The sequence below is a fragment of the Candidatus Methylomirabilis sp. genome (assembly GCA_036000645.1).
GTDB lineage: Bacteria > Methylomirabilota > Methylomirabilia > Methylomirabilales > JACPAU01 > JACPAU01.
The window spans coordinates 1-12,772 of sequence record DASYVA010000057.1; the positions used below are offsets into that span (position 1 = coordinate 1).

Below are 12,772 nucleotides of genomic sequence, written 5' to 3' on the forward strand. Positions count from 1 at the left end.
CCGGCACCCGGAGCTCCCGGAGCCGCATCTCCGCTCGCGCCTGGAGCCGCTCGGCGATGCTGCGGGGCAGACCAACCACCCCCGCCGTCCCGCGGACGGCCCGGAGCATCCCCCGCCTGAGGCAGGTGAGGGGGCGGAGCATCCCGGCCACCGGCCGGACCAGGACCCGAACCTCCCCGCCCCCCTTCGGGTAGAATCCCCAGCGGAGCAACTCCGCGGAGGCGTGCACACCGACCGGGGCGAGTGTCGGGAGGAGCACCTCCTCCAGGTACGGGACCGGCGGGCTCCAGGGCACGTGGGTCCCGCCCGTGACGGTGAGGCCCGAAACCGCGCCCGCCCAGGCCAGCGGCAGCAGGAGGGCTTGCACGACCAGCGTCACCGCTCCCGCGGTCCCGACGGCAAACCGGTAGGACCCGGGACGGACCGGGCCGGGAACGAACCGGACCGCCGTGGCGCCGACCCGCGCCCCCCCGACGTCGGCGCCGCTGATCTCCCCCAGCGCCTGCAGCGCCACCAGGTGCTGCGCCTGCAGCCCCGGGTTCCGTCGTCCCGCCCGGATGTTTTCGATCCGGACCGGCCGCGTGAGGAGAGCGCTCAGGGAGAGGGCGGTCCGGAGGATCTGCCCACCCCCTTCGCCGTAGGCCCCGTCAATGACGACGTCCATGGGCGGATTCGGCCGGAGCGTACCAACGGGGTCGCCCCTTGTCAACGCCTTTGCCCCGCGCAAGTGCCCGCCGGCTGGGCATTTTGGCACCCGAACGCGGGCCGGCCTCCGGCCTTCGGTCCGGGGCCCGAGTGTGGTACCATCCTGCCTGGAGCTGGTCCGGCCGGCTCCCCCAGGCCATGTGGAACACCATCGCTCTCGTCCTCGCGCTCGCCCTGGTCCTCCTGAACGGCTTCTTCGTCGCGGCCGAGTTCGCGATCGTGAAGATCCGTGGGACCCGGCTCGATGAGCTCGTCCGCCAGGGCAACCGCCGCGCGCGCGCCGCCCGCCGCATGGTGGAGCACATGGACGCCTACCTCTCCGCCACCCAGCTCGGCATCACGCTGGCGAGCCTGGGTCTGGGGTGGATCGGGGAGCCGGCCTTCGCCCATCTGATCGAGCCCCTCTTCGCCGGCCTCGGCGCCTGGTCGCCGGTGGCGGCCCACTCTGTCTCCCTCACCGCCGCTTTCGCCCTTATCACGTTTCTCCACATCGTCTTCGGCGAGTTGGCGCCCAAGTCCATCGCGATCCAGCGGGCGGAGGCAACCGTGCTCTGGGTCGCCTGGCCCATGCACCTCTTCCACCGCGTCTCCTACCCGGCGATCTGGGCCCTGAACGGGATCGCGAACCTGGCGCTGCGGGGCATCGGTGTCAGGCCGGCGTCCGGGCTGGAGCGGGCCCACTCCGAAGAGGAGCTTCGGATGATCCTCGCCGCCTCCCAGCGAAGCGGCGTCCTCACGGCCCAGGAGGGGGAGATCCTCCAGAACGTCTTCGAGTTCGCGGACCTCACCGTCCGGCAGGTCATGATCCCCCGGGGGGAGGTGATCATCCTGGACGCCACCGCCCCCCTCTCCGAGAACCTGGAGGTGGCGAAGAAGCACGGCCACACCCGCTACCCGCTCTGCGAGGGGAGCCTGGACCAGGTGGTGGGGATCGTCCACATCAAGAAGCTCCTCTGGCTCCTCCGGGAGCGGGGGGAGGCCGCCGACATCCGCCAGATTGCCCGCAAGCCCTTCTTCGTCCCCGAGACCCGCCTGATCGCCCGGGCCCTGAAGGACTTCCAGGCGCAACGCCAGCACATGGCGATCGTCCTGGACGAGTTCGGGGGAGCGGTGGGGGCGGTGACCCTGGAAGATGTGCTGGAGAAGCTGGTCGGGGAGATCCAGGACGAGTTCGATCAGGAGGCGCCCAAGATCATCCGGATGCCCGAGGGGGGGTTCTTGGTCCAGGCGCGCCTCCTCATCGGAGAGGCGAACGAGCGCCTCGGGCTGGCCGTGGTGGACGAGGAGAACGACACCATCGGCGGGCACGTCCTCATGCGGCTCGGGCGGATGCCCAGGCCAGGGGACACGGTGGAGGTAGAGGGGTACCGGGTGACGGTCCGGGAAGTGAAGGGGCACAGCATCTCCTGGCTGCACTTCACCCCTGTTCCCGCGGCGGCACCCGAGACTCCCCCCTTAGAGGGTTAGGCGGCCGGGCCCCGGAGCTGCTCCCAGATGTTCCGCCCGTACGTCTCGGTCACGAACGTGGCCAGGAGTGCGGCCCCCGCCGCCATGCCGAAGCAGATCCGGAAGGCCGCGCCGTACGCCGCCGGCGAATAGACCCGCGCCCCCTCCTGCACGACCCCCGCCCAGTTCGCGTCCAGCACCGCCCCCAGGACCACCTGCAGAATCGCCGCCCCCACGAAGCCGCCCGTGTTCACCGCCGCCGTGGCCAGCCCGGCGTAGCGCGGAGGGTTCACTTCCGTAGCGCACACCCATGTGAGAACCAGGCCGGCGCTCGAGAACCCCAGGGCGAAGGTCAGGACCGGCAGCGTAGCCTCCGGGGGGCGCGTCCCCGGGGCGAGCGCGAAGACTCCCCAGAGCGCCGCGTAGGCCGCACCGAAGGCCAGATAGGGCGCCCGCCGGCGGGCCAGGATCCGGTCCGAGAGGACGCCCGCCACCGGGCCCCCCGCGACCAGCCCCGCCGAGGCCAGGGCCATGAGGTTCGCCGCCTGCGCCGGCCCCATCCCGTAGACATCCCGGAGATAGGGGACCCCCCACAGCCCGACGAACGTGATGAGGGTGGAGTAGAGACCGAAGAAGACGAAGAAGGCCGGCCAGGTGTGGCGGTTGGCGAGGACGGTCCGGAGACCCTCCCCGACCCGCGCCCGGGGCAGGTCGCGGGGCGCCTGCCCCTGCTCGAGCACAATCGGGGACGGGAGGCCGAGATCCTCGGGGCGGGCATGGACGAAGCGCCAGGCGAGCACCGCGAGACCGGCCGTTCCGGCCGCCACCAGGTAGAAGGCTCCCCGCCAGCCGATGGCGCCGGCGAGGAGGGCAAGGGGAGTCGCGGCCGCGATCCCTCCCAGGTTGCCGACGGTGACCGCGAGGCCGGAAAGGGTGGCGAACTCCCGGGGCCGGAACCAGGTGGCGGCCAGCTTCATCAGGCAGACGAAGATGACGGAGGCCCCGAGGCCGGTGAGGAACCGGCCGGCGTAGGCGAGAGGCAGATTCGCGGCGGCCCCGAAGAGGGCGGAACCCGCCGCCATCACCACCGCCCCACCCAGCAGGGTCCCCCGGGGGCCGGCCACGTCCGCCAGCAGCCCCGCCGGGACCTGCATGAGGGCGTAGATGTGGAGGTAGCCGGCCGCGAGGACTCCGAGGACAGCCCCGGTCGTCTGAAACTCGGCCATGAGGCTCTTGGCGACGACCGCGGGAGCCACCCGGTGGAAGTACGAGACGAAGAAGACGGCAGCCGCGACGCCCCAGACCCCCCACCGGGCCCGCCGGTAGCGGGCCACCAACTCCGGTCGGTGCTGGCCTCCCCCCTCCACCGGCGCGCCCATGGCGGGCCATTTCACCACGCCGCTGCCGGGGAGGCAAGGGGCCGGCTAGGTGAGGGGGCGGCGCTCCTCCCGCTCCTGCCGCTGCAGGAGGGCCTGGATGGCGTCCCGGAGGATGGGCAGGGAGAAGGGCTTGGTGAGGAAGGCATCCGGGTGCAAGGACTCGAGGCTCTCGGGATCCTCGAGGTGGCCGGTCAGGAGAATGACGCGGACGTGCCGGGTCCGCTCGTGGGCCCGGACCCGCTCCAGCACCTCTTTGCCGCTCAGGAGGGGCATCTTGAGGTCGAGGACAATGAGGTCGGGCACCTCCTCCTCGATCCGCGTCAGGGCATGCCACCCGTCCGTGGCCACCTCCACCCGGTATCCCAGGCTTCGGATGATCTCGGCAACCGCGGACGCCACGGTCTCGTCGTCGTCCACCACGAGGACCTTCGGCTTGATGGCCGGGCGCCCCAGCGGGAGGGTGAAGGAGAAGGTGCTCCCCTGCCCCGGCCCGGCCGACTCCACCCAGATCCGCCCGCCGTGGAGCTCGACGAGTCGCTTGCTGATGGGCAGCCCCAGCCCGGTCCCGCCCTGCTCCCGGGCTAACGTCGCGTCCACCTGCTCGAACGGCCGGAAGATTCGAATCGCGTCCTCGGGGGCGATCCCCATGCCGGTGTCCTGGACCGTGACGAGCACGGTGTCGGGGGGACGCAGCGAGGCCGCGACGCTGACCCGACCCCCCGGAGGGGTGAACTTGACGGCGTTGCTCAGGAGGTTGGCCAGGATCTGCCGGAAGCGCAGGCCGTCGGCGACGATGGTCGGGAGGATGGGATCGGTGTGAACGTCCACGTGGAGGCCCTTCTGCGCCGCCTGGGCCCCCACCGCGGCCACGGCCGCCTCCAGGGCCTCGGACAGGACGAACTCGGAAAGGTGCAACGCCATGCGGCCGGCTTCCACCTTGGAGAGGTCCAGGATGTCGTTGATGAGGTGGAGGAGCTGGTCTGCCCCGTCGAGGATGTGGCGGAGGTACTCCCGCTGTTTGGCCGTGAGGGGGCCGGCGGCCTCATCCGTGAGCAACTCACCGAAACCGACGACGGCGTTCAGGGGCGTGCGCAGCTCGTGCGAGACGTTGGCGAGGAACCCCGACTTGTGCCGAGAGGTCTCCGCCAGGAGCCGGTTCGCCTCCTCCAGCTCCCGCGTCTGCTCCCGGAGGCGGACCGTCCGGGCCTCCAGCTCCGCCTCGACCCGCTTCCGCTCGGTGATGTCCCGAATGATGGCAGTCAGCTCCAGGTGGGGGCCGCGCCGGGCGGCCGAGAGCGTGAGCTCGAGTGGGAACTCCCGCCCGTCCTTCCGGACCCCGAGGAGCTCCACCGGGGGGCCCCCGACCAGGCGGGAACGGCCGGTCGCCCGGTACCGGGCCAGGCCCTCCCGGTGCCTCCCGATGACCTCGGCCGGCATCAGGAGGGTCACGTTCTTCCCCCACACCTCCTGCCGGCCGTACCCGAAGACCTCCTCCGCCTTCCGGTTGAAGAGAAGGATGCGCCCCTCCTCATCGGCGGTGACGATGGCGTCCTGGGCATTCTCCGCCAACAGCCGGTGCCGCTCCCCCGACTCGGCCAGCTCCCGCGTCCGCTGCTCCAGGGCCGCCGTCATCCGCTGCCCTTCGTCGTAGAGCTGAGCATTGGCAATCGCGACGGCGGCCTGGTTGGCGAAGCGGATCAGCAGGTCCAGGTCGGCCGAACCGAAGCCGGGGGTCGCGGGACCTTCCCGATACACCCCGATGGCGCCCAGCACCCGACCCTGCACCGCCAGGGGGGCGACGACGGCCGAGACCGGGTGGAGCCGCGCGCCCGCCACAAGGTAGGCCCCCGGCTCCCGGCGGATATCCGCATAGATGCCGGCCCGATTCTCCAGGATCGCCTTGCCCATGAGGCTCTCCCCCAGCGGTACCCGCGTCCCCTTGAGCGGAGCGGCAGCCCCGGCCGTCGCCCGCAGCTCCAGGGTCTCAGAGCTCGGGTCATAGAGGACCCCCCTCCCGCCGCTGGCCCGCAGGAGGCTCCAGGACCCGTCCACAGCACTCTGGAGCACCCGGTCTACATCGAGGGAACTGGTCACCAGGATCCCCAGGACACCGAGGCGCAGCAACTCCTCCGAATGCCGTCGCTCCCGAGCCAGCAGGGCCGCGTGCTCGGCGAGCAGGCAGTACAGGACGCCGGAAGCGGTAAGCATCCGGGAAGCCCGGAAGACGAACCAGAGCGGCGCGGGCGAGGAGAGAGGGAGGATGACGGCGAGATACGTGCCCGCGGTCATCAGGGCGAAGAAGGCGATGGCATCCCGGAGCAGATCCGGGTCGGCGATCTGGCGGGCCAGGCACCGGCCGGCGACCAGGACGGCCAGGAAAAGGATCGGCAGGCCCAGGCCCAGCCGCAGCAGCGGCGTCGAGGCGGGCTCCCCGAGGAGGGCCAGAACGGGCACCGCCCCGACCACCAGGGCTCCCAGGGCGAGAGCGCCAGCAGCGCTTCCGGCAAGAAGGAGGAGGGGGGAGGCGGGGAGCGCCGGCCGCCGACTCGGTCTTAGCCCGAGGAGAACCGCCGTGAGGACGAAGAGCGGGCAAACGGACGTGAGGTAGAAGTGTGCTTGAGGGAGAGCGGCGGCCAGCGTCCCGGGGAGGCCTGTGCTCGCTCGCAGCAGGCGGAGAAGAAGCCAGACCCAGTTCAGGGCCGAGGCACCGAAGAACCCGGCCGCCACCGCGCGGGAGAGGGGATCGCGCAGCGTCCGGTGGCGGGCCAGGGCGAGCAAGCTGACCGCGAAGCCGGCGACGACGACGAGGGGCTCCCCGATCGGGAACTCGCGCAGGGCGCGGAGGCTCCCACCGATGGCTGGAGCGGTCGCCAGGGCAAGCAGGAAGAAGAGGACCGGGAGGGTGAGGACCAGCTTGCCGTACGGGGGGCGGCGCCAGGTAGCGGCCAGGACGCCGGCCGCCCGCCAAAGCAACCCCCAGGGGTGGCTCTGCATACGGTCCCCCAGCCGAGTCTTTTGGTGGGCCGTCCGGCTGAGGGCTGGTCGGCTGAGCTGTCGGGTCCCCGGACGCCCCCAACCAAGTAGATCGAGAGGATCCAGACAGAGTTGTGCGTCGCGCAAGGGCTCGCTCTGCAACAGGCATTCCACGGAAAGCGCTCCCCGCTACACAGCGCCGAGCTCCAGCCTTCCCGACGCCACCATGTCGCAGTAACTAGTTGAAATTACTGGATAACATGGGGTGGGTGGACAGCGCAGGTCGCCCAGCGGCCTGAAGAAATCTCGCCCGGCCCAGGAGGCCAGGAAGGCGACTGGCGCGGATTGCCCCGAACGGGTGCCCGAGGTCCATCCCCGTCGGGCGTTTGTCCCTTGCGGCGCCTTACCCCTTCGCCTTCTGCGCCGTCCGCTCCAAGAACCGCTGAAGGGTCACGATGAAACGCTCCTGCTGGCTCTCCGCGATCTTCTCCTTCTCGTCGAAGGCCTCGACGGCGAAGACGAGACGGCGCCCATCCACCTCGGTGAGGCGGGCGTGCACCCGGACCGTCATCCCGATCGGGGTGGCGGCCAGGTGCTTGATGTTGACGACGGTCCCCACCGAGACCATGCCGGGGTCCAGGTGGGGGTGGACCGCCAGACAGGCTGCCTCCTCGACCCACTCGCAGACCACGGGCGTGCCGAGGACGTCCACGCCCGGATTGCCGTGGTACGTCGCCGTGTGCTGCTTGTCCACTTTGCGGCGAAACTCCGCGCTCAGCCCCGGTGCCAGAGCCATGCTCCCCTCCTCCCGGGCCGCGCCGCTCGCGGCCGGCCCGGCAAACCCGCCGTTGCCCGGGCCCCCCTCCGGCTCCCTCACGGCGTGCGGAGCACGAGGGAGAGCCCCCACCACCTCCAGTAGGGAATGGCGACGAAGACGACGACGGAGATCGTGAGGCCGAGCATCACCCAGCCGAGGAGGAACACCTCCCGGGGGGTGAAGCCCCCGGCCTCATACACGATCAGGCTCGTCGCGGTCTGAACCGGATAGAAGATGATGCCGTCCACGGCCATGGTGAGGATGAGCCCGCAGGCGAGCGGGTCCAGCCCCAGGGGCCCGGCGACCGTCGCCGCAATCGGGACCAGGAGCGCGAGGCAGGCGGCGATGTTGGTGACGCCGAGGTGCACGAGGGCGGCGAGCGCCACCAGGGCGGCGGCCGTCACGGCCGGCGGCGGCGTGGCGGCCAGGGCCCGCTCGGTGAGGAGCCGGGCGAACCAGGCGGCGGCCCCGCTGCTCACGAGGGCGCTGGCGAGAGAGAGGGACGCGCCCAGGACGAAGAAGATCCCCCAGGAGGTCGCCTGCTCGAAGTCCTTCCAGGTGAGGACGCCGACGCCCGGCAGCAGGAGCAGGACGGCTGCGAGCAGGGCCGGGAGGGCGGGGCTCCAGCCGTGGCGGAAGTCCGTGAGCCAGAGGGCCGACGCGAGTCCGATGGCGAGGAGCGTGCGGGCCTCCGGGGCCGTGAGGGGGCGCCGGGCCTCGGCGGGAACCGGCCGGAGGGCCGGGGCCTCGGCGCGGCGGACCAGGACCCACAGCGCCGTCCCCCCGAGGAGCAGGAGACTGTAGTAGGGGACACTCATGAGGGCGAACCAGCGCCACCAGGTGAAGCCGCCGAGCAGCGTGGCGGTGGTGATGGAGGAGGTGCCGCCCGTGAGGAACGCCGACGAGAACAGGGGGTGGAGGACCCCCAGAAAGAGCATGAGGGTGCGGGGGATCCGGGCGTCGGGAGGCATGCCCACCCGCTGGAAGACCTCCTGGTAGGCCGGCACCAGGACCGCGTTGCGGGTGATGGCCGAGGGGAGGAGCAGGGCGAGCCCCGGGAGCAGAGTGGCCAGCTGGGGGAGGAGCCGCCCGGGCCGGCCCCGGGCCCGGCGGAGGAAGAGGTGCGCGGCGCGGGCGGCGAGGCCGCTTTTCAAGACCGCCGCGCTCATCACCTGGACGCCGAGGAGGAAGAACACGACCGGGGAGGTGAAGCCCACGAAGGCCTGGCCCAGGGAGGGCAGCCCGGCAGCCGCGCCGAGCAGGATGAGGAGAACGAGCGAACTGAGGGCGACCGGAAGGGCCTCGCTGGCCCAGAGCACGAGGGCCACCGCCACGATGGCCAGGACCTGCTGCCCGGACGGGCTCAGCCCCTCGGGAGCCGGCGCAAGACGCACGGCCGCGTAGGCCGTCACGGCCGCGAGCAGCCGCCCCCACCGGACCCGTCCCCCTTCCCCACTCATCGCGCCCCTCCACCGACCGCTGTCGGATACCACGCCGGCCCGAACACCGCAACCCCTTTTTCCCCGCCTTGACAGGGAGAGCCCGCGGACCTAGAAGATAGGAGCCATGGTCAGGCCCACCGTTCTCGTGACCCGGCCCCTCCCGAAGCCCGTCACCGCCCTGCTGGGGCAGCACGCGACCCTGACCGTCCACGGCCGGGACACCCCCATCCCCCGCCGCCGCCTCCTCGAGGGCGTCCGGGCGGCGACCGGCCTCGTCTGCATGGGGACGGACCGGATCGATGCCCAGGTTCTCCAGGCCGCCGGGCGCCTCCGGGTCGTGGCGAACGTCGCCGTGGGCTACAACAACATCGATGTCGCGGCCGCCACGGGCCTCGGGATCTGGGTCACGAATACGCCGGGGGTGCTGACCGAGACCACGGCCGACCTGGCCTGGGCGTTGCTCCTCGCCGTGGCCCGCCGGATCGTGGAGGGGGACCGGTACGTGCGCTCCGGACGCTGGAAGATGTGGCAGTTCTCCCTCCTGCAGGGGAGCGACGTCTGGGGAAAGACGCTGGGGATCTGTGGATTGGGCCGGATCGGGCAGGCGGTCGCGCGCCGGGGGCGCGGATACGGCATGCGGATCCTCTACACGGGGCGGCGGCGCCAGCCGGGGCCGGTGGAAGCGGAGCTCGGGACAACCTTCGTGGACAAGACCACCCTCCTCAAGGAAGCGGATTTCGTCTCCCTGCACCTTCCCCTCACGCCGGAGACCACCCACTACATCAGGGAGCAGGAGCTGCACCAGATGAAGCCCACCGCATTCCTGATCAACACGACTCGGGGTCCGGTGGTGGATGAGAAGGCGCTGGTGAAGGCGATGAAGGGGGGATGGATCGCGGGGGCCGGCCTGGACGTCTTCGAACGCGAGCCGGCTGTGGAGCGCGGCCTCCTCCGCCTGCCGAACGTGGTCTTGACCCCCCACATCGGGAGCGCCACCGCCGAGACCCGGACCCGGATGGCCCTGATGGCGGCGGAGAACTGCGCCGCGGTCCTCCGCGGGGAGCGGCCGATGACTCCCGTGAATCCCGATCTGACCCCGCGGCCCGTGGCCCCCGGCAAATCCCTTGACAAGCCCGGGGGGCGTCCGTAGAGTGTGGCCGCTCTCCTCGATCAAATCCCCCGCAGGAGTCCGAAAAGGAGGGGTCCCGTGAGACCGAAGGTCCTCGTGACGCGGAAGATCTTCGACGAATCCCTCGCGATCGTTGCGAAGCACTGCGACGTGGAGAGCAACCAGCGGGACATCCCCTTCACCCCCAAGCAGCTCCTGCAGAAGCTCAAGGGCAAGGACGGCCTCATCTGCCTGCTGACCGACGTCATCTCCGACGAGGTCCTCGCCAAGAACCCGCAACTGAAGATCGTCTCGAACGTGGCTGTCGGCTACAACAACATTGACGTGAAGGCAGCGACCAGGCGGCGCGTGATGGTCACCAACACCCCGGGCGTCCTGGACGACACGACGGCGGACTTCACCTGGTGCCTCATCCTGGCCACGGCCCGGGGCCTCATCGAAGCCGATCGGACCTTCCGCTCTGGGAAATGGAAGGGCTGGGGGGTGATGCAGTTCCTGGGGCGCGATGTCCACCGCAAGACCCTGGGGATCTGCGGGCTGGGGCGGATCGGCAAGGGCGTGGCGCGGCGAGCCCGGGGGTTCGACATGCGGGTCCTGTACACCGACGTCGTGCGCGCCCCCGAGGCGGTCGAGCGCGAGCTGGGGGTCACCTTCGTGGAGAAGAAGACCCTCCTGCAGGAATCGGACATCGTGACCCTGCATGTCCCCCTCTTCGCGGAGACCACCCACTACATCGGCGCCCCGGAGCTCAAGCTCATGAAGAAGAGCGCGATCCTCATCAATGCCTCGCGCGGGCCCGTGGTGGACGAGAAGGCGCTCGTGCAGGCGCTGAAGGAGGGCTGGATCGCGGGAGCCGGCCTGGACGTGTACGAGAAGGAGCCCAAGCCGGCCCCGGGCCTGACCAGGCTCCCGAACACGGTCCTGGCCCCCCACATCGCCAGCGCCTCCATCGAGACCCGCCGGAAGATGTCCGACATGGCCGCCACGAACTGCGTGGCCGGGCTCACGGGCCAGCGCCCGCCGAACCTGGTGAACGCCGAGGTTTGGGGGCAGCGGTAGCGGCTGGAGGGAGTCATGGCACAGCGGATCGGCTTCATCGGCCTCGGCATCATGGGCAAGCCGATGGCCAAGAACCTCCTGAAGGCCGGCTACGCCCTCACCGTCCACAGCCGCAGCCGCGGCCCGGTGGAGGAGGTAGTCAGGGCCGGCGCGAAGGCCGCCTCTTCCCCGCGCGAGGTGGCGGCGGCCACCGAGGTGGTCATCACCATGCTCCCCAACTCTCCCGACGTGGAGCAGGTGGTCCTGGGTGAGAACGGGGTGCTCGCCGGGGCGAACCCCGGCACGATCCTCGCCGACATGAGCACCATCTCCCCCATCGTCTCCCAGCGCCTCGCCAAGGAGGCGGCGAAGCGGGGAGTTCAGATGTTGGATGCTCCGGTGAGCGGGGGCGAGAAGGGGGCCATCGAGGGGACCCTCTCCATCATGGTGGGAGGGGAGAAGGCGACCCTGGAGAAGGTGACGCCCATCTTCAAGGCGATGGGGCGGACCATCACCCACCTCGGGCCGGTCGGGGCCGGCGGGTTCGTGAAGTGCGCGAATCAAATCATCGTGGCGCTGAACCTGACGGCGATCGGGGAGGCGCTGGTGCTCGGAGCAAAGGCCGGGGTGGATCCCGAACTCATGATCCAGGCCCTGATGGGCGGCATGGCCGCGAGCCGATGCCTGGAGATGAAGGGCCCCAACATCCTCAAGGGCAACTTCCAGCCCGGCTTCAAGATTGATCTCCACTTCAAGGATCTGGGCCTCATCATGGAGACCGGCCGCGCCCTCGGCGTGCCGTTGCCCGTCACGGCCCTCGTCCAGGAGATGTTCAACGCGCTGCGCGTGAAGGGCCGCGGCTCCCTCGACCACTCCGCCGTCATCACGCTCCTCGAGGACCTCGCCGGCGTGCAGGCCCGCAAAAGCTAGAGGAGATCAGAGGCGAATGGTCCTCCAGTCGAGGCGGGAGAGGCGCCAGCCCATGAGGAGGGCGCGGACGGCCCAGTCCAGGACCATGGTGAGCCAGACGAGCAGGATCCCGTAGCCGGCCCAGACCCCGAGAACGACCGCCAGCGGAATCCGGACAACCCACCCGCCCACGATCGCAGCCCACAGAACGGTCCGTGTCTCCCCCGCTCCCCGCAAGCTCCCGGCAAGCGCCAACGCGAGGGCCAGAGGCACCTGGAGGAGCCCCATGATCCGAAGGAGGGGCTCGCCCCAGGCCAGGACCTCCGGATCCGGGATGAAGAGGCGCACCCAGAGGCCCGGCGCCAGGAGGAAGGCGAGACCGAAAGCGGTCATGACCGCGAGGCACACGAGGAGGGCCTGCCCGGCCGTCCGGCGGGCCCCCTCCGGATCCCGCGCCCCGACCCGCTGCCCGACGAGGGCGGTGGCTGCCTGGGCGAAGGCCACGCCTGGCAGGAACGAAAGCGACTCGATATTCAGTCCAACCTGGTGGGCGGCGTAGACCGCCACGCCGAAGCCGATCACCACCCGCGCGAAGGCGAGCTGCATCCCGTTCGTCACCAGGCGCTCGCCGATCGCGGGCCATCCCACCCGAGCCATGCGCTGCATGGCCTCGCGTTCGGCCCACGGCCCCGGCAAGAGCAGGCCCCGGCGCCGCCCCAACACCAGCAGCCAGACGACCCCAACGGCCTCCGAAACCCCCGAGCCGACCGCCGCCCCCACCACGCCGAGGGCCGGCGCCCCCAGGAACCCGAAGATGAGGGGGAGGGCCACGGCCACGTGCAGGAGGTTGACGGCCGTGACCACCTTGAGCGGGGTCCGGGTGTCTCCCGCCCCCTGGAAGATGGCCGAGAGGAGGTGGAGGAAGACGAGAAAG

General features: G+C 70.9%; 10 protein-coding genes. 4 read left to right on the forward strand and 6 right to left on the reverse strand.

Annotation, left to right across the window (positions count from 1 at the left end):
• On the reverse strand, positions 1-664 hold a 664-nt coding region (gene rtcA, locus VGT06_03305), incomplete at its 3' end, for an RNA 3'-terminal phosphate cyclase (protein ID HEV8662158.1).
• Between the two features lie 131 nt (positions 665-795).
• Here rtcA and VGT06_03310 point away from each other — a divergent pair.
• Positions 796-2,172: a hemolysin family protein gene (locus tag VGT06_03310; GenBank protein ID HEV8662159.1), complete on the forward strand. Its 1,377-nt coding sequence runs from the start codon at positions 796-798 to the stop codon at positions 2,170-2,172.
• Here the strand turns inward: VGT06_03310 and VGT06_03315 are convergent.
• The 4 genes from VGT06_03315 to VGT06_03330 all read right to left on the reverse strand — a co-directional run bounded on the left by VGT06_03315 (position 2,169) and on the right by VGT06_03330 (position 8,780).
• The gene (locus VGT06_03315; protein HEV8662160.1) at positions 2,169-3,545 is read right to left on the reverse strand and encodes an MFS transporter; all 1,377 of its coding nucleotides are present in this window, start codon (positions 3,543-3,545) and stop codon (positions 2,169-2,171) included. The genes VGT06_03310 and VGT06_03315 overlap by 4 nt on opposite strands.
• A gap of 30 nt (positions 3,546-3,575) precedes the next feature.
• Positions 3,576-6,524 carry an ATP-binding protein gene (locus tag VGT06_03320; protein ID HEV8662161.1) on the reverse strand — a complete coding sequence of 983 codons (2,949 nt, stop codon included), beginning with the start codon at positions 6,522-6,524 and terminating at the stop codon, positions 3,576-3,578.
• Positions 6,525-6,906: 382 nt separating this feature from the next.
• The gene (locus VGT06_03325) at positions 6,907-7,299 is read right to left on the reverse strand and encodes a thioesterase family protein (protein HEV8662162.1); all 393 of its coding nucleotides are present in this window, start codon (positions 7,297-7,299) and stop codon (positions 6,907-6,909) included.
• A 77-nt stretch (positions 7,300-7,376) separates the two neighbouring features.
• Positions 7,377-8,780: an SLC13 family permease gene (locus VGT06_03330; protein ID HEV8662163.1), complete on the reverse strand. Its 1,404-nt coding sequence runs from the start codon at positions 8,778-8,780 to the stop codon at positions 7,377-7,379.
• Between the two features lie 106 nt (positions 8,781-8,886).
• On the opposite strand from VGT06_03330, the gene VGT06_03335 reads away from it, so the two are divergent.
• The 3 genes from VGT06_03335 to VGT06_03345 are packed head-to-tail and all read left to right on the forward strand — an operon-like array spanning position 8,887 to position 11,859.
• Positions 8,887-9,912 (forward strand): D-glycerate dehydrogenase, encoded by a 1,026-nt coding sequence (locus VGT06_03335; GenBank protein HEV8662164.1) that lies wholly within the window; start codon positions 8,887-8,889, stop codon positions 9,910-9,912.
• A gap of 57 nt (positions 9,913-9,969) precedes the next feature.
• Positions 9,970-10,950: a D-glycerate dehydrogenase gene (locus VGT06_03340; GenBank protein ID HEV8662165.1), complete on the forward strand. Its 981-nt coding sequence runs from the start codon at positions 9,970-9,972 to the stop codon at positions 10,948-10,950.
• Positions 10,951-10,965: 15 nt separating this feature from the next.
• Entirely contained in the window at positions 10,966-11,859 is an 894-nt protein-coding gene (locus VGT06_03345) for a 2-hydroxy-3-oxopropionate reductase (protein ID HEV8662166.1), read from the forward strand.
• Between the two features lie 6 nt (positions 11,860-11,865).
• Here VGT06_03345 and VGT06_03350 read toward each other — a convergent pair.
• On the reverse strand, positions 11,866-12,772 hold a 907-nt coding region (locus VGT06_03350), incomplete at its 5' end, for an MATE family efflux transporter (protein HEV8662167.1).